Below are 21,396 nucleotides of genomic sequence, written 5' to 3'. Positions count from 1 at the left end.
CGTCGGGGAGCTGGCCGGACCAGGACACGACCAGGTCGATGTGGGGTTCTATCTCCGGTACGGCCCGGGCGAGTTCACGCAGCCGGGCGGTCAGGCGGGCCCGTTCGGCCGCCTCCCCGTCGGTGGGCGGCTCGCAGGTGCGCAGGGCGCGCTCCAGGAACTCGGTGAAGTGCTCGTGCCCCGGGGCGATCTCCGTCCGGTCGGCGAGGCGTTCGTCGGCGCCGTACCTGCCGCGGCCGGTGTGCTCGCGCAGTACGGAGGCGGCGAGCGCGCGTCCCAGGTCGCTGAACTCGACCAGGGCGTCGAGGATGCGTGCGCCGGAGTAGCCGCTCTCGGCGACCTGGGCGGCCAGTGCGGCGGCGAGGGGTTCGGCGGGGGCTCGGGGGGCGTCGGCCGGTGGCGTCGGCGGCTGGGGGACGGCCGGGGGTTCGCGCAGCCAGAAGCGCTGGGGTTCGAACGGGTAGGTGGGCAGCGGGACGCGGGGTTCCGGGCGGCCGTCGGGGCCGGTCGGCCAGTCGACCGTCCCGCCGTCGGTCCAGCGTCGGGCGAGGCCGGTCAGGTCGTCGGCGGCGCCGCCCGTCATGTCGTACACCCGGCCCGCGCCGTCCGTCCCGCCGTCCGCAAGCAGGGCTTCGAGGCCGCGGACCAGTCCGGCGCGGTCGTCGGCGATCACCGCGGCGCGTACGGCGGCGGCCTCGCGGCCGTGCTGCAGGGTGGCCGCGATCCGGGAGGTGGGCAGGCCGCAGCCGGGGCCGAGGGCGTCCAGGTACCGCCGTGCCAGGGCGCGCAGCCGGTCCGGGGTCCGGGCGGAGAGCGGGAACACCAGGGGGCCGTCGGCGGGGCGTGCCGCCTGCCGTACCGGTGGCTCCTCCAGGACGACATGGGCGTAGGAGCCGCCGAAGCCGAAGGAGCTGACGCCCGCGCGGCGCGGCACGCCGGGCGGCGGGTTCCAGGGCACGGGTTCCCGGTTGACGTGCAGCGGGCCCTCGTCGAGGCGGCAGTACGGGTTCGGCTCGTCGAACGACGGCATCGCCGGGATCAGCCCGTGCCGCATGGACAGCACGGTCTTGACGACGCCCACCAGGCCCGCGGCGCCCTCGGTGTGCCCGAGGTGGGACTTGGCGCTGCCGAGCACGAGGTGCGGCTCACCCTCGCTGCCGCTGTCGCGCAGGGCGTTCTTGACGGCGTCGACCTCGATGGGGTCGCCGAGCCGGGTGCCGGTGCCGTGTGCCTCCAGGTAGGTGAGGGTCGCCGGGTCGATGCCCGCCTCCCGCCAGGCGCGCCGCAGCAGCGCCTCCTGGCGGGCCTGGTTGGGCGCGGTGGCCGAGCTGGCGTGTCCGCCGTGGTTGACGGCGACGGACTTGATGACGGCGTGCACGGGGTCGCCGTCGGCGAGGGCCCGGCCGAGCGGTTTGAGCAGGACGGCGGCGACCGCCTCGCCGGGGACGTAGCCGTCGGCGCGGGAGTCGAAGCTGTAGCAGCGCCCGCCGGGTGACAGCGCCCCGATGGCGGAGAGCTTGAGGTAGTGGCGGGGGCTGGCGATGAGGTTGGTCCCGGCCGCGAAGGCCATCGCGCACTCGCCGCGGCGCAGTGACTCCACGGCCAGGTGGAGCGCGGTCAGCGAGGAGGAGCAGGCGGTGTCGACGGTCAGGCTCGGGCCGCTGAGGTCGAAGTAGAACGACGGCCGGTTGGCGGTCATCGACATCGCGGCGCCGATCGGGTCGTGCACCCCGACCGTACGGCCCCGGGCGATCATCTCGTTGTCGTAGTCCTGGAAGCACTGGCCGACGTAGACGCCCGTGTTCGAGCCGCGCAGGACGGGCGTGACGCCCGCGTCCTCGGCCGTGGCGTAGAGGACTTCGAGCAGCAGTCTCAGCTGCGGGTCCATGCTCTCGGCCTCGCTGGGCAGGATGCGGAAGAACGCCGCGTCGAAGGTGTCGATGGCGTCCAGGAAGGCGCCGTGGCGGCAGTCCGTGGTGCCGGGGACGGTGCCGGTGGGGTCGTAGTGGCGGCCGTGGTCCCAGCGGCTCGCGGGCACCGGGGTGACCAGGTCGTCGCCCGCCGCCAGCCGGGCCCAGAGCGCGTCCGGGCCGTCGGCGCCGGGGAAGCGGCCGCCGATGCCGATGACGGCGATGTCGTCATCGCGGGGTACGGCCGGCCCGGTGGCTGTGTCGTCCTCCTCGGAGCCGGCCTCCGGCCGTCGGGCCGGTGCGCGTCCCGCGACGGCGGGCTCCCGGCGGCGGGCGGAACCGCCGTTGCCGCTGGGCGAGTCAGTGGTCCGTACGGTGCCGTTGTGGGCGGCACGCCAGCGGGTCAGCTCGGCCTCGTACTCGTCGACGAGGTAGCGGGACAGGTCCGGCACGTTCGGGTGCCGGAACAGCGCGGTGGGCGGTACGGCGACCCGGAACTCCTCGTCGAGGGCCGCGTTCAGCTCGATCAGCGTCGCCGAACCGAGGCCGAGTTCCATGAAGTTGTGGCCGTTCAGCTCGCTCGGGTCGGTCCCCGCCGGGCCGGGCAGCAGCGCGGCCACGGCGGCGGCGACGCGCCGGGTCACGGCGGGCAGCAGGGCGTCGTCGGCGACGGGGCGCGCGGGGCCGGGCTCCGGGTTCGGGTTCGGGGCGTCCAGCCAGTGGCGCCTGCGTTCGAACGCCGTCACCGGCAGCGGGGTGCGGGACGGGCGGTGGCCGGGCGGGGCCTCCTCCAGCACGACGTGCGCGTTGGTACCGCCGAAGCCGAACGAGGAGACACCCGCGCGGCGCGGCGCGGTGCCCTCGCGCGGCCAGTCGCCGCCGGTCAGCACCGGCCGGAACGGAGTCCGCTCGAACCGGATCCGCGGGTGCGGCTCGGCGCAGTGCAGGGTCGGCACCAGACGGCCGTGGTGCAGTCCCAGCACCACCTTGATCAGGGAGGCGACGCCTCCGGCGTGCAGCAGCGCGCCGATGTTGGTCTTCACCGAGCCGACCCCGACCGGGCGGGTCCGGCCCTCGGCCTGGTAGGCCTCGGCGGCGGCGGAGATCTCGATCGGGTCGCCGAAGCCGCTCGCGGAGCCGTGCGCCTCCAGATAGCCGACGGTCGCGGGGTCGACGCCGCCCGCGCGCAGTGCGGCACGGATGACCTCGGTCTGGGCCTCGTGGCTCGGGGTGGTCGGGCCGACGGTACGGCCGTCGTTGTTGACGGCGGAGCCGACGACGGTCGCGAGGACGGTGTCGCCGTCACGCAGCGCCCGCCCCTCCTCCTTCAGCAGCACCAGGCCCGCGCCCTCGCCCGGCACGAACCCGGCCGCGTCCCGGTCGAAGACACGGGACCTGCCGTCCTTGGACAGCGCACCCGCACGGTCCAGACCCACGTACACGAACGGGTCGAGCAGCAGTTCCACTCCCCCGGCGATCGCCACCTCGCACTCCCCCGCCAGCAGGCTCTGCACGGCCCGGTGCAGCGCGACCAGCGAGGACGAGCAGGCGGTGTCCACGGCGAGGCTCGGGCCGCGCAGGTCGAAGGCGTGGGAGAGGGCCGCGCCCGCCATGTTCGGCAGCGAGTCGGCGAGCAGCCGGGGCGGGGTCGGCAGTCCGGCGAGGAAGCCGCGCCGGGTGTAGTCGTTGGGGCCGACGCCGAGGAACACGCCGGTCGCGCTGCCCGCCAGCTCGGTGCGCCGGTAACCGGCGCGGTCGAGGAGTTCCTGGGCGACCTCCAGGCAGATCCGCTGCTGCGGGTCCATCCAGCGGGCCTCTTCGTCGTCGATGCCGAAGCGGGCGGCGTCGAACTGGTCGACGCCGTCGATGAAGCCGCCCCAGCGCGCGGCGGCGACGACATCGGCGCCCGCGTGCCGCAGCCACTCCCCGGGCCAGCGCCCGTCCGGCGCCGGGCCCACGCAGTCACGGCCCTGCACCAGGTTGTCCCAGAAGCCCTCCAGGCTGGGCGAGCCGGGGAAGCGGCAGGCCGCGGCGACGACGGCGACGCGACCGCCGCCCGTGGAGGGCGACGCGGCGACGGGGGCGGCCGTGCTCACCGGCGTCTCCGGCGTCACCCGCGCCGCCGACACGGGCACGGGCACGGGCGCGGGCGCGTCCCGCAGCACGTCGGTCGCGAGGTGCCCGGCGAGCGCCTTGATCGTGCGGTGGCGCAGGAGCAGCGACGGCGGGATCGGTACGCCGTACTTCTCCTCAAGGCCGGTGAGGGCGCGCATCGCGGCGACGGAGTCCAGGCCGTAGTCGGAGAGTTCGTCGTCCACGTCCAGTTCACTCTGGGGGAGCCCCAGGACGTCCGCGACGACCTCCCGCAGTTCCCGTACGAGGGTGTCGGGGTCCGGCCCCGTGGCCTCGGCGGGGGCGGCAGCGGGCGGTTCCTCGCCGAGGTTCTCGACCACCGATCTCATCCGTGCCTCCAGCCGGGCCGGATCTCCCTGGAGCACGACGAGTTGCGGCTCGTCGAGGGCGAGCGCGGCGTGGAAGGCGGCGAGGCCCTCGGCGGTGTCCATCGGTTCCAGACCCGCCCGCACCAGCACGTCCTGCTCCACGTCGGGGTGGATGCGCATCCCGCCGTCGCGCCACATCGGCCAGTTGACGGACAGGGTGCGGCCACGGACCTCACCCCGGGCGCGCAGCGTCTCGCGCCACTCGGCGTAGGCGTCGAGGAAGCGGTTGCCGGTGGTGTAGTCGGCGGCGCCGACGCTGCCGAGGACGGCGGAGGCGGACGAGAAGAGGACGAAGTAGTCCAGGTCCTCGCCCCGGGTGGCCAGGTCGAGGGCGCGGGTGCCCGCGAGCTTCGGCGCGAGCACCCGGCGTACGGAGTCCAGCGGTTTGGTGATGAGCAGCCCGTCCTCGGTGACGCCCGCCGAGTGGATCACCCCGGTCAGCGGTCCGAAGCGGGACCGGGCCTCCTCGACGACCCGCGCCATGTCGGCCGGGCTCACCGTGTCGGCCTGGAGGTACACGGCGTCGCTGCCCGCGCGCCGGATCTCCTCGACGGCGGCCTGCTGGTCGGGGCCCGGCGCGGAGCGGCCGAACAGGACGAGGGAGACCTTCGCCCGTGCCGCCATGTGCCGGGCCACGTGCAGGCCGAGGCCACCGGTGCCGCCGCTGATCAGGTAGACGCCGCCGGTGCGGGCGAGCGGGGTGCCGACGGCGGCCGGGGGGCGGCTGCGGGTGAAGGACAGGACGGCGCGGGTGGCGCCGGTGTGGCGGACCTCGATGTCGTCGGGGCTCGCGGTCTCGGCGAGGAGCAGGGCGGCGAGTTCGGCGGTGCCGCGGTGGCCGCGGACGTCGACGACCTTGACGGCGAGCTTGGGCTGTTCCAGGCGTACGCTGCGGGCGAAGCCGCCGACCGAGGCCCCCGGGGGCAGGTCGCGGTCGCCGTCGAAGGCGAGGACGACGGGCAGCGTACGGTCCAGGCCGACCATCGAGGCCTGGCAGAACAGCAGGACGGGGACGAGGGCGGCGTCGAGGCCGTCCAGCGGTCCGTCGGCGGGGGCCGGGCCGTCCAGCTGCCACAGGTGCAGCACGGCCGAGGGCGTGACGCGGTCCGCGCGCAGCGACGCCAGCAGGGTGCGGTGGTCCTCGGCGCTGTCGGGCGCGATGTCGTAGTCGTCCGGGGAGAGCCGGGCGTACTCCGCGCCGGGGCGCACCCACACCACGCGGCCGTGCCGGGAGCGCAGTGCGGCGACGCGGTCGGCGGAGGTGTCGAAGACCAGCAGGGTGCCGGTGACGGGGTCACCCGCGATGGGGCGCGGTGTCCACACGGGGCGGTAGAGCAGGGTGCGCCCGTCGAGTGGGGGCAGTGGCTCCGGTGTCGTGACGGGCACGGGCACGGGTACGGGCTCCGGCTCGGGCGGCGCCACGGGTTCCGGGGACGGGGCGGCCGGCGTGGGCACCGAGCCGGGCGGTACCGCCCTGGCCGCCGTGCCGCCGAGGCCGGGGACCCAGCAGCGCTGCCGGGCGAAGGCGTAGGTGGGCAGGGAGATCCGGCGCGCCGTGGACGGCACGGTGTCCTGCCAGGGCACGTCATGGCCGCGCACCCAGCGTTCGGCGACCGACTCGGTGGTCAGGGGGGCGTTCGTGCCCTCGGGGGCGGGCGCGTGCTTGGCCCGGCCGGACCAGCGGCGCGCGGTGCCGTCCCGGTCGGCGAGGAAGTCGTCGAGGGCGCGGGCGAGTTCCCCGGTGTCGCGTGCCGCGAGGGCGAGCCGTGACTCCATGGCCCGGCGGCCCGCGCCGAGGGTGAGGACGATGTCCTCGATACGGAGCTGGGGGTGGGCGCGCAGATGGTCCAGCAGTCGTCGGGCCTGGTCCCGCAGCCTGCTGTCGTCGCGTCCGGACAGCGGGACGACGTACGGGTCGACGGTGCGCGGACCGCTGCGCGCGGGGCCGCCCGTGACGGCGGCCGGTTCCGGCAGGTACTCCTCGACCAGTACATGGGCGTTGGCGCCGCCGAAGCCGAAGCTGCTCAGCGCGGCACGGCGCGGGGCCGGTTCGCCGGTGCGCGGGTCGGTGACCCGCTCCCAGGCTTCGGTGCGGCGGGCGACGTAGAAGGGTGTGCTGGAGAAGGGGATCTCGGGGTTCAGCTCGTCGGTGTGCAGGGAGGGCACGATCAGCCGGTGGCGCAGCGACAGCAGCACCTTGGTGAGGGAGGCGATGCCCGCGGCGCCCTCCAGGTGGCCGACGTTGGACTTCAGCGAGCCGATGGCGCAGAAGCCCTGCTCGCGGGTGTAGCGGCGGAACGCCTTCGCCAGGGCGGCGATCTCTATCTGGTCGCCGAGGGTGGTGCCGCCGCCGTGCGCCTCGATGTAGGTGATGGTCTCGGGCGGCACCTGGGACTTCTCCAGGACCTCCGTGACGACCCGGGCCTGCGCGTCGGGGCTGGGGACGGCGAAGCCGCTGGTGCGTCCGCCGTGCTGGGCGGCCGAGCCGCGGATCACGCCGTAGATCTGGTCGCCCGCGGCGATCGCGTCGGCGAGCGGGCGGACGAGGACGGCGCCGACGCCCTCCCCGGGGACGTAGCCGTCGGCGCCGCGTCCGAAGACGCGGCAGCGGCCGTCGGTGGAGAGCAGGTTGCTGTCGGCGAGGCGCAGGTACTTGTACGGGTGCAGGGACAGGTTGACGCCGCCCGCGACGGCGGCCCGGCACTCGCCCCGGCGGATCGACTCGCACGCCATGTGAAGGGTGAACAGGGAGGAGGAGCAGGCGGTGTCCATCGCCACGCTCGGGCCCTGGAAGTCGAAGGTGTAGGCGACGCGGTTGGGGATCAGCGAGGAGGTGGAGGCGACGACCTGCGGGGCGCCGTGCTGCACCGACTCGAGGCCGTAGAGCTGGTAGTCGTTCCACATCACGCCCACGAACACGCCGACCTTGGCGCCGGTGGCGGCGCCCAGGGTCTCCGGGGTGTGACCGGCGTCCTCGATGGTCTCCCAGGCGGTCTCCAGGAAGAGCCGTTCGTGCGGGTCCATCAGTTCGGCCTGGCGCGGGGAGATGTTGAAGAACAGCGGGTCGAAGCGGTCGACGCCGTCGAGGAAGGCCCCCCACTTGCTGTACGAGCGTCCGGTGGTGCCACGGCGCGGCTCGAAGTAGTCGCGGTAGTCCCAGCGTTCCTGCGGGATCTCGGTGACGCAGTCCTGGCCGTCGCGCAGCACTTCCCAGAAGCGGTCCACGTCGGCGGCGCGGGGGTAGCGTCCGGCGAGGCCGACGATGGCGATGTCGTCGTCGGTGGTGGTGGCGGCGGGTTCCGGTGCGCCGACCACCCGGGCCACGGGCGTGGGAGCGGGCGCCGGGGGTTCGGGCTGTGGCTCGGTCTCGGTGCCGGGCTGGGGTTCGGCCGCGGCGGGGCCCGGCTCCATGCCCTCCTCGCGGAGGTAGGCCGCCAGCTTCCGCACGGTCGGGTACTCGAACAGCAGCGTGGGGTACAGCTCCTGCCCGAGGCGCTTCTCCAGCTTGCCCGCGATGGCGAGCAGGTTGACGGAGGTCAGGCCCAGGTCGTAGAAGCCACGGTCCTGTTCCACGCCGTCGTCGTCGCCGAGGATCTCCGTCACCAGCTCGGTGATGATCTGGTCGAGGGAGGTGACCGGGCCCGCGGGCGCGGGCGGCTCCGCCTTGGGCGCGGCGGGCTCGGGCTCCGGCGCGAACGGGGAGACGGTGCGCGCGGGCACCGCCCCGGCGAACTTGGTGATGTGCTCGGCCGACCGCACCCGTTTGCAGGTGAAGCCGGTCATGGAGGCGATGACGCGGCCGTCGGCGCCGCAGATGGTGATGTCGCCGGTCACGGTGTCGCCGTCGGCCATGCGCTGGGAGAGGGCGGGCACGTACACCCTGCTGTCCCGGGCGGAGGACCCGGCGGCCCGGAAGGACCGGATGAAGATGGGGATGAACGGCCGGGTCAGCGCGGCCCGTTGGTCGCGCCCGAAGTGCAGGAACGGCACCAGGGTGGAGAAGTCGAGCACGACGGGGTGGATGTGGAAGTGGTCGAGGTAGGCCGCCGCGGCGTCACCGAGCGAGATCTCGGCGAGCGCGCCGCCCGGCCGGGTCCGCAGGCGCCCGCTGACCTTCATGAAGTCCCGGTGGTGGATGGAGAGCTGGCGGGCGAAGGCGTACAGCTCCTCGGCGTCGCCCTCCTCGGCGGCGGGGCCGGTCAGGTCCGTCAGGTCGAGGGCCGGGTTCTCCACGGGCAGGCCGAGCCGGACCTCGGCCTGGAAGTTGCGCTCCCAGGTGTCGTCGACGGGGTTGCCGCCGATGAGGGGGCGGCTCTCCACGTGCACCGGGACGGTGTCGGGTCCGGTGCGCTCGCCGACGACGATCCGCAGTTCCTTGTCCATCTCCGCGGTGGCGACGACGGGCGCGATGAACAGGCAGCGGCGCAGCTCGGCGGTGGCCGGGTCGATGCCGGCGCGGCGCAGCAGGCGGAGGGTCAGGTCGAGGTGGAAGACGCCGGGCAGCACCGGCACGTCGTGGACGAGGTGGCCGCGGACGATCTCGTCCCCCGCCGTCACGACCGAGCGGAGCCGACGGCCTTCTACGGCGGCGACGTCGGCCTCGACGGCCGGGGGTCGGTGGGGTGCGGTCATGACAGCTCCTCCAGCGGGAGTAAGGGCCGGTGTGCGGGGACGCGGTGCGGTGCGGTGGGGGCGGGCTCGTCGTCCTCGGCCAGCTCCAGGTAGCGGCGGCCGTTCACGGTGGGGTCGATGGCGGCGGGCGTGGTGCTCGGACCGGCGGACGCGGTGGCCGCACCGGCGGACGGTCCGGTCGGACCGGCGGGGGCCGCGGACGTCACGGGCGCCGCGTCGATCCAGTGCCGGGCCCGCTGGAAGTCGGCGGGCGGCAGCGCCGTACGGACCGTGGCGCCGCGCTCGTCGGCGTACGGCTCGCGCAGGATCGCGTGGCAGTTGGTGCCGCCGAACCCGAAGGAGCTGAGGCCCGCGCGGCGGGTGCCGCCGCCCCGGGGGATCCAGTCGCGCAGTTCGGTGTTCGGGCGGAAGGGCGAGGTGCCGAAGGCGAAGCGGGGGTTGGGGGTGTCGCAGTGCAGGGTCGGCGGCAGCCGGCGGTGGCGCAGGGCGAGGACGACCTTGTGCAGGCCCGCCATGCCGGACGCCATCAGCAGATGGCCGATGTTGGACTTCACGCTGCCGATCGCGCAGAAGCCGGGGCTGTCGGTGTCGCCGCCGAACGCCCGGGTGAGGGCGCGGAGTTCCATCGGGTCACCGATCATCGTGCCGGTGCCGTGCGCCTCGACGTAGGACACGGTCCCGGGGTCGGCGTCGGCCAGCCGCAGCGCGTCGCGGACGACCCGTTCCTGGGCGTCCGGGTTGGGGGTGGTCAGGCCCATGGTGCGGCCGTCGTTGTTCATGGCCACGCTCTCCAGGACGGCGTGCACGCGGTCGCCGTCGGCGAGTGCGGCGGCGAGCGGTTTGAGCAGCACCGCCCCGGCGCCCTCCCCGGGCACGAACCCGTCGGCGTGCTTGTCGAAGACCCGGCAGCGTCCGGTGGGTGAGAGTGCCTCGGCGGCGCTGAGCTTGAGGTAGGGCGTCTGGTCGAGCAGCAGGTCCGCCCCGGCGACCAGGGCGAGTTCGCACTCGCCGGTCAGCAGCGCCTGCCGGGCCAGGTAGAGGGCGGTCAGGGAGGACGAGCAGGCGGTGTCGACGACCATGTTGGGTCCGCTGAAGTCGTAGACGTGGGCGATGCGGGCGCCGATGAAGTTGGGGTTGAGGCCGGTGACGGTGGCGCGGCGGGGCTCGGGGACGCGCAGGCCGTAGTCGGTGGTGCCCGCGCCCGCGAAGACCCCGACGCGGCGTCCGGCCAGCTCGTGGCGCTCGTACCCGGCGTCCCTGAAGGTCTGTTCCGCGCACTCCAGGACGAGCCGGATCACGGGGTCGACATGGGCGGCGTCGGCCTCGGGGATGCCGAAGTACGCGGGGTCGTACTCCTCGATGCCGTCGATGAAGCCGCCCCACTTGCTGGTCGAGCGGCCGGGGGCGGTGGTCGGCGCGTAGAGGCGGGTCTTGTCCCAGCGGCTGGCGGGGATCTCCCGTACGGCGTCCCGGCCGGTGCGCAGCAGTTCCCAGAAGGCGTCGGTGGTGGGGGCGCCGGGGAAGCGGCTGGCCATGCCGATGACGGCGAGGGCGGTGGAGCCGGTGGGTTCCCGGCCCGGGGCCTCGTGGCGCGGCCGGGGGGCGGGTTCGCTGTGGCCCGGTGCCGCCAGGGTCCGGGTCTCGCCGCCGCCCCGCGCCGTCGTGGTCGGCGGCCGGTCGGCCGCCCACGCGGCGACACCACGCGGGTGCTCCTGGAGCAGATGGGCGCCGAGTGCGGCGGCCGTGGGGTACTCCAGGACGGCGGACGGGGTCACGGGCTCGCCGGTGAGGGCCTCCAGCTTGGTGACGACCCCGGCGAGCAGGATGGAGTCGACGCCGAGGTCGCTGAAGTGGATGTCGGGGGTGACGCGTTCGCGGGGCAGCAGCACCTCGTCGGCGATGAGGTCGCGTACGGCGTCGACGACCAGCGGCAGCAGTTCGCCGCGGGGCTCCGCCACGGTCACGGCCGGCTCCGGTTCGGCGGCAGCGGCAGCGGTGGCGGGGGCCGTGTCGCGGGCCACGGCGACGACCGTCGGCCCGAGGTCGCGGCGCAGCGCCTGTTCGAGCAGGCCGATGCCCTCGGCCGGGGTGAGCGAGGCGAAGCCCTGTTCGGTGTAGCGGGGGCTGCGGACCTCGCCCATGCCGATGCCGGACCAGCCGCCCCAGGCGACGGAGAGGTGGCGGGTGCGGGAGCCGCGGCGTGCGGCGCGGGCGGCGAAGGCGTCGAGGTAGGCGTTGGCGCTGCCGTAGTCGGACAGGCCGGTGGAGAGGGAGGGCAGGGCGGCGGAGAGGGAGGAGTACAGGACCACGAAGTCGGGTTCGTCGGCGGCGAGGAGGGCGTCGAGCACGACGAGTCCCTCGCCCTTGGGTTCCCAGGTCCGGGCGATGTCCGGCCAGGTCTTGCGGAGGAAGACGGGGTTGCGCTGGTCGACGGAGCCCGCGCAGTGCACGACGGCCGCGATCGGGCCGAGTGCGGCGCGCACGCCGTCGAGGAACGCCTTGAGGGCCGCCCGGTCGGTGAGGGGTCCGCCGTACGCGGCGATCCGGGCGCCCTGGTCCCGCAGCTCGACCAGGTCGGCGATGCCGTTGGGGAGGTCGCGGGCGGCACGGTCCGCCGTCCACTCCTCGACCGGGGGCAGGGGGCGGCGGCCGGTCACGGCGAACCGGCGGGCGCCGCGTGCGAACAGTTCCCGGGCGAGGGCTGCGCCCAGGCCGCCGGTGCCGCCGGTGATGACGTAGACGCGGTCGGGGTGCACGGTGAAGCCGCCGAACGTGCCCAGTGCAGGGGGCTGTTCGGGTGCGCCGGGCAGGTCGGTGAGCCGGGGCGCGTGCCGGATCTGGCCGCGCACGCACACCTCGGGTTCCTCGCCCGCGGTGTCGATCTCCCGCAGGGCCAGCGGCAGGGCGTCGGCGGGTCCGGTGCCGTCGTCGAGGTCGAGGGTGGTGGCGCGGACGGCCGTGTACTCGCCGCCGACGGCGCGGACGAGCGCCGCGATCCGGGCGCCCCTGGTCCCGGGCCGTGGGTTGTGGTGGTCGGCCAGGCAGCGGGTGACGTGTACGACGGCCAGGTCCGCGCCTCTGGTGCCCGGGGCGCCGGTGGTGTGCCGCACCAGGGCCTGCAACAGGGCGACCCGGCCCGCCTCGTGTCCGAGGCCGGTGTCCTCGCTGCCGGGCTCGTCCGGGCCCGCGAGGTCGACGAGGTCGAGTACGGCGTCCACCTGGGGGTGCCGGGCCAGCAGCGCGGCGGCGACCCGCTCGCCGTCGGCGTGGTCGTCGTGGTCGATCTCGTACTCGTCCCCGGGCGGCAGCAGCCGGGGCAGGCCGTCGCGTTCCCGCAGCACGATCCAGTCGACGCCGTCGGGCAGGGCGCCGATCAGGCCGAGGCCCTCGGGGCCGCGCAGGACCAGCAGGCAGGTGAGGCGGCGCTGCGGGGCGCGGGGTGTGGTGGGCAGCGGGACCCACCGGCGTTCGACGAGGACCGGATGATGGTGGCCGCCCTCGGTCCTGGCGGGCGCGGTGGGCCGGTCGGGGCCGTGGCGGCGGGTGTGGTCGAACGGGTAGGTGGGCAGGGGCACCCGGCGCCGGGGGCGGCCGGTGTGCGCCCCGGCCCAGTCGACGGTGTCCCCGGCGGCCCAGGCGGCGGCCAGCGCGTCCGTGTCCGTGTCCGTGTCCGTGCTGGCGGACCGGCGCGCGGAGCGGCCGCTTCCCGTGTGCACGCCCGGCCCGTTACCCGCCTCCAGGAACCGGTCGAGACCGTCGCGGAGTCCGTCGACGGACTCGGCGACCAGCGCCACCCGGCTGGCCAGGTGCGGGCGGCCGGTCTGGGTGGTGTACGCCAGGTCGGCGAGGGCGGGCAGGTCGGCGCCGTCGGGGGCGGCGAGGGTGTCCCGCAGCCGCCGGGCGTAGGCGCGCAGGCGTTCCGGGTCGCGGGCGGACAGGGTGACGGCCTGCCGGGTGGGCTCCTCGATGGCGGGGTCCGGTGTCAACGGCGGTTCCTCCAGGACCACATGGGCGTTGGAGCCGCCGAACCCGAAGGAGCTGACGCCCGCCCGCAGCGGCGGCGCGGTGCCGTCGGCACCGGCCGGGGGCTTCCAGGGCTCGGCCGTGTCGAGCAGCCGGAAGGGGCCGTCGGTGAGGTCGAGATGGCGGTTCGGGGGGTCGCCGTGCAGGTTGGGCGGCAGGGTGCGGTAGCGCATGGCGAGCAGCACCTTCAGCAGGGAGGCGATGCCGGCGGCCGACTCCAGGTGGCCGATGTTGGCCTTGACCGCGCCGAGGGCGCAGCCGCCGGTGGGGCCGTCGGCGGCGCCGAGCCGGTCGAAGGCCTCCTTGAGGCCGCTCACCTCGATGGGGTCGCCCAGTTCGGTGCCGGTGCCGTGGGTCTCGACGAAGGTGATGGTGTCCGCCGGTACGCCCGCCGCGGTGACCGCCTCGACGACCACGTCGGCCTGGGCGGAGGGCTGCGGCGCGGTCAGCGAGTGGCCCCGCCCGCCGTGGTTGACGGCGGTGCCGAGGATCACCCCGTGCACGGTGTCGCCGTCGGCGAGGGCGGCGGACAGGCGTTTGAGGACGACGGCGCCGACGCCCTCGCCGCGCACATAGCCGTCGGCGGCGTCACCGAAGGTGTGGCAGTGGCCGGTGGGCGACAGCATCCCGGCCTTGGCGAGGGACTCGTACACCTCCACGGAGAGGAGCGCGTTGACGCCTCCGGCGAGGGCGAGGTCGCATTCGCCGGACCGCAGCGCGAGCACCGCCCGGTGCACGGCGGCCAGCGAGCTGGAGCAGGCGGTGTCGATGGCCTCGCTGGGGCCACGCAGGTCGAGCAGGTGGGAGACCCGGTTGGGGACGATGCTGTGCACATTGCCGGTGACGGTGTGCGCCGCGGGGGGTTCGTCGCTGTCGCGGAGCACGTCGAGCCAGTCGTGCAGGGTCACCCCGGCGAAGACGCCGGTGCGGGTGCCGGACAGGGAGCGCGGGTCGTGTCCGGCGTGTTCCAGGGCGGACCAGGCGGTCTCCAGGAAGAGCCGCTGCTGCGGGTCCATGGTGCGGGCCTCGCGCGGTGAGATCCCGAAGAACTCGGCGTCGAAGGCGTCGATGTCGTCGAGGAAGCCGCCGTAGCGGCAGTGCTCCCCCGCGGCCGAGGCCCGCCAGTCCCAGCGGGCGGGGTCGACCTCGGTGACGGCGTCGTGGCCCGCGAGCAGCCGCTCGAAGTAGGTCTCCAGGTCGGGGGCGCCGGGGAAGCGTCCGGCCATGCCGACGACGGCGACGGGTTCGGGTCCGGCCGGTGCGGGTGCCGGTTCCTCGGCGGTGGGCGGTTCCATCGGGGCCGGTCGCACCGCCTCGTGCGCGGCGAGCGCGGCCGTCAGCCGGGCGAGGGTGGGGTGCTCGTAGAAGACGACGGGGGTGAGGGCGGTGCCGAAGGTGGTGTTGATGCGCTGGCAGAACTGGGTGAACAGCACGGAGTTGAAGCCGAACGCCCCCCACTCGGTGTCGGCGTCGATCTCGTCGCGGGGCGCCTTCAGCAGGTCGGCGGCGAGGTCGAGGAGGGTGTCGTGCAGGGGCCGTGCCGCCGCCGGGGCGGGGGGAGGTGCCGTCGGGGGCGTGGGGGGCGTACCGGCGAACGCGGCGATGAAGCGGTCCCGGTCGCCGACCCCGACGACCGTGCACCCGGGTTCGCCCGTGAGGACCGTGTCCAGGGCGCGCAGGCCGGCCCCGGTGTCCATGGGCCGCAGCCCGGTGGTGGTCTCGGCGAGGGCGAGGGCGGCGGCCGGTGCCCGCATGCCGCCGTCGCGCCAGTGCGGCCAGGCCACCGAGACGGTACGGCCGTGGCGTTCGCCCGCGGTGACCCGGGCGGCGCGCCACAGCGCGAAGGCGTCGAGGTACCGGTTGGCGGCGGCGTAGTCGCTCTGCCCGGCGTTGCCGAGGGTGCCGCTCACGGACGACATCAGACAGAAGAAGTCCAGCTCACGGTCGGCGGTGACCTCGTCGAGCAGTCGGGTGCCGGTGGTCTTGGGGGCGAGGACGCGGGCCGTGGACGCGTCGGACTTGTCGCGCAGCGCGGCGTCCTCGACGACGCCCGCGGCGTGCAGGACGCCGTTGAGCGGGCCGAAGCGTTCCTCCCCGGCGGCGACGGCCGCGGCGAGGGCGGCACGGTCGCTGACGTCGGCGCTGACGTACAGCGCCCGTCCGCCCGCTGCCTCGATACGGCGGACCAGTCGGCCGGTGTCGTCCCCGGCCGGGCCGCGGCCGAGGAGGACCAGCCGGGCGTGGTGGCTGCGGGCGAGCCGCTCGGCCAGGATGCGGCCCACTCCCCCGGCGCCGCCGGTGACGAGGTAGACGCCCCGCTCCCGCCACGGCGCGGCATCGGGCGCTGGGAGTGCCACGGGCTCCAGTACGCGCGTCCAGTACCGCCCGTCGGCGAACCGCACCTCCGCGCCGGGGCCCTCGGCCGCGGCCAGCAGCCGCACGGTGCCGGGCAGGTCGGCCGCCTCCACGCGTACGCCGCGGAAGCCGGGGATCTCCTGCTCGGCGGAGCGGGTCAGACCGGGCACGGCGGCGCCCAGGGGGTCGACGGCGGCGGGCAGGCACAGCCCGGCGTAGGTGACGGGGACGCCGTGCGTGGCGCAGGCCCTGGCGAGGGCGGTGGGCAGCCGCAGCGGGTCGTCGCCGAGCGCGTCGGGGTCGAGACGGCGGCCGTCCAGGACGGTCGTCCGGGTGCCGGGGGCGGCTTCGGCGACGGCGCGCAGCACCTCCTCCTCGCTCCCGGCGACGGTGACGGCCGGGTCGTCGGGCCGCCAGCCGCCCCCGGTGAGCGCCAGCACGCGTGAGCGGTCGGGGCGCGCCGGGGCGGGCAGGGGGGCGGGGCGCCAGGCGGCGCGCAGGTACCACTCCGGCGCGGCCCGGTGTTCCGGCACGGGCGTCGGCGCGGTGATCCCGAGGTGGGTGCCCTCCAGCCAGTACCGGGTGGCCCGGAAGGGCCGCGGCGGCAGCGGCACCCGGCGCCCCTCGGTGTGCGCGAACAGGGTCCGCCAGTCGACGGCGGCGCCGCGTGTCCAGAGCCGTCCGACGCGGCCCGGTTCGCCTCCCGCGACGAGCCGGGCCAGGAAGTCGGCGGTCTCCTCGCCCTCGGGGAACACGTCGGCGAGGGAGGCGGCGCCGTCGGCGCGGCCGTACGCGATGCCGGGGGCCTCGTCGGGACCGGCGAGGGCGGCGAGGCGTTCGGCCAGTTCGGTGCGGTCGTACGCCGTGAACGCGGCCCGGTGGGTGAGGGGTTCGCGGCCGACGCGCAGGGTGTGCGCGATGTCCGCGAGGCGGGCGGTGCGGCCGGGCCCTGACGTCACATGGGTGTGGAGTCGGCGGGCGTAGGCGCGCAGCCGTTCGGGGTCGGCGGCGCTCATCACGATCAGCTCGGGGCCGTCGCCGGCCGGTTCGGGGGTGGCCGACCCGGAGGCCTCCTCGGGGGCCTCCTCGACGACCAGGTGGGCGTTGACGCCGCCCGCCCCGAAGGAGCTGACTCCGGCGCGCAGCGGCAGCGGGCCGTCGGGGCCCACCGGGCGTCGCCAGTCGGCCGGTTCGCGCTGCACCCGGAACGGGGTGCGGTCGAAGTCGATGCGCGGGTTGAGGGTCTCGGCGTGCAGGGTGGGTGCCAGGGTGCGGTGGCGCAGCTGGAGCAGCACCTTGGTGAGCCCGGCGATCCCGGCGGCCGGTTCCAGGTGGCCGATGGCGGACTTGACGCTGCCGACGGCGCACCAGGCGTCGGCGCTCTCCCCGCCGAAGGCCGTGGTCAGGCCGCGGATCTCGATGGGGTCGCCGAGTTCGGTGCCACTGCCGTGCGCCTCGACGTAGCTGACGGTGCGCGCCGGGACGTCGGCGTCGGCGAGGGCGCGGGAGACCAGGTCGGCCTGCGCCCGCGGGTTGGGCACGGTGAAGCCGCTGGTGCGGCCGCCGGAGTTGGTCCAGCTGCCCCTGATGACGCCGTGCACGTGGTCGCCGTCGGCGAGCGCCTTCGACAGCGGTTTGAGCAGGACGGCGCCGACTCCCTCGCCCATGACGAACCCGTCGGCACCCTCGCCGAAGGGGCGGCACCGGCCGTCCCGGGACAACATGCCCATCTGCGCGTACTGGATGTGCCGGGCGGGGTGCAGGACGAGGTTGACGCCTCCGGCGACGGCCGCCGTGATCTCGCCCCGGCGGATCGCCTCGCAGGCGAGGTGCACGGCGACGGCGGAGGCGGAGCAGGCGGTGTCCACGGCGAGGCTGGGTCCGGTGAAGTCGTAGAAGTACGAGACCCGGTTGGCGATCTGGTAGTTCTCGGCGTACGGGAAGGGGCCGTGCCCGGTGACGGCCGCGGAACGGCTCAGTGCCGCGTAGTCGTTGGCCATGACGCCGACGTAGACGCCGACGTGCGGGCCGAGGCTGGCGCGGGTGTGTCCGGCGTCCTCGACGGCCTCGTGGGCGACTTCGAGGAAGAGCCGCTGCTGCGGGTCCATGGTCTCGGCCTCGCGGGGTGCGATGCCGAAGAACTGCGCGTCGAACCGGTCGACGTCGTCGAGGAGCGCGGCCCAGGCGGAGTAGGTGGTGTCGGGGCCGCCGTCCACGGCGAGGTGGCGGCTGTGCTCCCAGCGCTCGGCGGACAGCTCCCGCACCGCGCTGCGGCCCTGGGTGAGGAGTTCCCACAGCTCGTCGACGCCGGCGGCCTGCGGGTAGCGCCCGGCGAGGCCGATCACCGCGACGGGTTCGCGCCGGTCGGCGGCGCGCGGCGCTGCGACGGCGGGGGCGGGGGCCGCCGCCTCCTCGGGCGCGTCGGCGAGGGTGCGGGCGAGGCCGTCGATCGTGCGGTGCTCGAACAGCAGCGTCGTCGGCAGCTCACGGCCGAGGCGCTTCTCCAGCGCCACCGTGAGGTTGACGATGTCGAGCGAGGTCAGCCGCAGCGCCTCGAAGCTGGTTTCCGGGGTGACGGGGACCTGGGGGCGGGCGAGGGTGCTGGTGAAGGTCTCGCGGACGAGGGCGCGTACGGCGTCCAGGTGGTTGCCGCGGGCCGGGGCGGGCGCGCCCGCCGTCGGCTTTGGTTCCCGCCGCACCCGTGCGTGAAGCGCCGTCAGATCGTGGATTTCCTCGGCGAGTTCGGTCAGCGCGGCGAGCCGGGCCGGGTCGGCGGGGGCGGTGCGCGGGTCGTTCCGTTCGGCGCGGGTGTCGGGGGCCTGGTGCTCCTCGGGGCGGAAGGCGACGGCCGCCGCGTGCGCGACCGGCATGCGGTGGACCACACCGCCGTCGTCGCGCGGGGTGCCGGGTGCGGCGGCTACGGACTCCAGGAAGAGCCGGGCCGGTTCGTTGCGGGGCGTGGGCAGCCAGACGGCTTCGAGGTACGCGGCGCCGTCGTCGCGCGCGGCCTTGCCGAGGTGGCTCAGCAGGGCGTGCTCGGCGCCCCGGCCCAGGACCCGGCAGCTCATCAGGAAGGTGTCGACCACGACGGTGTCGGCGCCGTGGCCGCGCCGGGTCAGGGCGGCGGCGACGATGCCGTAGTCGCCGAACCGGTCCCGGACCTCGGCGACCCAGCACCGTACGTCCTCGTCCTCGGCGGCGAGCAGGGCGCGCAGTTCCGCCTCGGTGCGGCGGACGGTCGTGGTGTTGAACTGGTTGGTGCGCTGGGTGAGCTGGGAGACGCGGGGCAGGTCCGCCCCGTCGGCGGGGCGGACGTCGACGACGAGGCCGAGGCCCGCGATGAAGTCGGCGAAGGTGAGCGCGGTCTCGCGGAGCCGGTCGCGGTGGCGGCGGGCCGTGTAGTCGGCGGCGCGGCCCCGGTCCTCCGCGGTGACCTCGGGGCGGTCGAACGCCCAGATCCGCTCCAGCATCCCGGGCAGCCGCTCGGGCCCATCCGCGGGGAAGGTGAGCGCGAGGACCTGCGGGCAGGCGGCGCGCACGGCGGCGATCTCGACCGGGTTGTCGTCGAGGAAGACGAAGCTGTCGAGGCCGAGGCCGAGTTCGCGGGCCAGGGCGACCAGGGAGTCCGGCTTGGGGTCCCAGCCGATCCGCCAGGCCGCCAGGTGCTCCTGGCGCAGGGGCATCTCGGTGCGGCGCCGGAACGCCTCGAGGACGGTGTCCTCGTCGTTCTTGCTGGCGAGGCAGAGCAGGATGCCGCGCTCGCGCAGGCTGAGCGCCCACTCCTGGAGCGCCAGGTGGGCGGCGTCGAGGGCGATGCCGTCCGGGCCGTCCTCGCCGACCACGCCCCGCCACAGGGTGTTGTCGCAGTCGAGGACGAGCACCTTGAACGGCGGCGCGAGCAGGCTGTGCGCGGCGCGCGCCAGCGCCGTCCCCACGGCGGTGAAGGCGGGGTCGGTGTAGGGGATGTGGGCGTGGGTGAGCCGGGCGCGGTCGTGGTGGTCGTCGGTCTCGAAGCCGCCGCCCCACCGCTCGCCGCCGCCCAGGTGCACCCCGCGCAGCCCGGCCAGCCCCCGGGTGACGACGTCGGTGGCCTCGTCGAGGACGCGGCGGCGCTCGGCGTCGGCGCCGGGCGCGGGCGGGCAGAGGTGCACGATCAGCTGGGCGCCGCCCTGACGGACGTAGGTCTCGACGGCGGCGACGAAGTCGGCGGCGGTGGCGGCGGGGCCGCTGTCGCCCGCCAGCCAGTCCTCCAGGCGCAGCAGGACGGCGTTGCAGCCGCCGGTGTTGCGGTGGAAGGCGCTCGCCGGGTCCAGCAGTTCCTGGAACACCTGCCCGTACGGGGCGAGTTCGAGGCGCAGACCGAGTCCGAGGCGCTCGTTCCAGTGGGTGAGGGCGGGCAGCAGCGGGTCGGTGGTGAAGGTGGCGGCGACGACCAGTGCGGGCCCGTCGGCACGCTCCGGGGGCTCGTCGTGGTCGAAGGTGTCCACGATGTGCGCCCGGCCCGGTTCCAGGTCCGGGTCGCCGATACGGCGCACCAGCGCGGCGGCGACCGGTTCGACGGGGGCGCCCGCGTCCTGTCCGGCGATGCCCCCGGACAGGGAGGTGGCGAGCCGGGGCGGGCGGGCCAGCAGGAACCGTACCGAGGGGTACTCGACGGCGGCGCCGCGGACCAGGCCCTCGACGGCGGACTTGGCGGCGACGTAGTGGGCGCGGCCCGCGGGCGGTTCGGTCACCCACTGCGAGGAGAGCGCGAGGACGCGGCCTCCGGTGCCGGAGAGGTCCTCGGCGAAGCACGACAGGGGGCCGCGGACGAGGGCCAGGCTGTCCAGGACGTAGGCGTCGACCCGGTCGGCGGCGGCGGGGTCGAGACCGAGGGCGGTGACGGGCGGGCAGGCGGTGAGCACCAGGACGTCGAGCCGTCCCTGTTCGCGCAGGAGGCGTTCGCGCGCCTCGGCGCACCAGCGCGGGTCGGACCAGTCGCCCTGCACCAGGTGCAGCCGGTCGGCGGCGGCGCCGAGGCCCTGGCGCACCGCCTCGGCCTCCGCCCGGCTGCGGTGGAAGCCGCCGTAGACGGTGGCGCCCTGGAGGACGAGGGCCTGGGCGAGGGCCGCTCCGAGGCCCCGGCTGGCGCCGACGACGAGGGCCACCTGTCCGGTGAGGGCGGTGCCGGTGCCGCCCAGCAGCCGACGGACGCGGTGCGGTTCGGGTGCGGGCACCTCCTCGCGCACCAGCGCCTCGGCCTCGACGGTGCCGGTGAGTCCGGTGCCGGTGACGCGGCCGGTCAGCTCGACGCGGCCGAAGCGGTGGTCCACGGCGGTGATACGGGCTTCCGCGCCGGGGGTGTCCGAGGTGTCGTCGGTGTCCAGGCGGACGGTGTACCCGGCGGCGAGCGCGCTGCGGCCGGGTGCCTCCATGCCGACCAGGTAGCTGGCCCAGCCGAGCAGCGCGGCCAGTTCGACGGTGACCCCGGCGGTGGCCGCGCCGGTGCTGTCGAGGAGCCGGGCGTAGACGGCCTCGTCCGGGTCGTAGGCGGCGTCCAGGCCGCCCTCGGTGAGGGCGCGGAGGGGGCGGTCGGCGGCCTCGGTGCGACGGTGTGCGACGGTGCCGGGCAGGGTGCCCGGGGGCCGGGTGCCGAGGTCGAGGTCGAGGTCGAGGAGCGGACGGGTGCCGTCCAGGACCCGGACGGTGGTCCGGGGCGCGTCGGGTTCGACGGTGGCGGTGTAGTCCTGGCCGGTGAACAGGGGGGCGTGGAAGCGGGCGCGCAGGGCGACGGGCACGCGGCCGTCCGACGGGGCGGGCAGCGCGGCGAGGGCGTGCAGCACCCCCAGGGCACCGTGCACGACCCGCTGCCCGAAGGACGTACGGCGGGCGTAGGCGTCGTCCATGTGCAGGGGGCTGTGGTCCCCGCTGGCCCGCCCGAACGCCTCGACGTCCGCGTCGGTCACACGGAACCGGCTCGCTGAGGTGGATGGCAT

The 21,396-nt window shown here is 75.6% G+C and carries 2 protein-coding genes (1 of these 2 only partly in view); both read right to left on the bottom strand.

Features of this window, described 5'->3' with window-relative positions; genetic code table 11:
• Window positions 1-9,043: the 5' portion of an SDR family NAD(P)-dependent oxidoreductase gene (locus tag KBY47_RS32250; RefSeq protein WP_210927484.1), read on the bottom strand. The gene continues 3,110 nt to the left of window position 1, outside the view; only the first 9,043 of its 12,153 coding nucleotides appear in the window; it begins with the start codon at window positions 9,041-9,043; its stop codon lies off the left edge, out of view.
• Window positions 9,040-21,396, bottom strand: coding sequence for an SDR family NAD(P)-dependent oxidoreductase (locus KBY47_RS32245; protein WP_210927482.1), 12,357 nt, complete (start codon window positions 21,394-21,396; stop codon window positions 9,040-9,042). Before KBY47_RS32245 ends, KBY47_RS32250 begins: the two co-directional genes overlap by 4 nt.

This window comes from Streptomyces sp. B93, assembly GCF_018070565.1.
In the GTDB taxonomy this organism is placed as follows: Bacteria; Actinomycetota; Actinomycetes; order Streptomycetales; family Streptomycetaceae; genus Streptomyces.
Note: the sequence above shows the minus strand (reverse complement) of the source record. Positions and strands in the feature narration are given on the sequence as shown.

Excerpts from the sequence above, each read along its gene's own strand:
- KBY47_RS32245 (WP_210927482.1), bottom strand. The coding sequence starts at position 21,396 with ATGCCATCCACCTCAGCGAGCCGGTTCCGTGTGACCGACGCGGACGTC.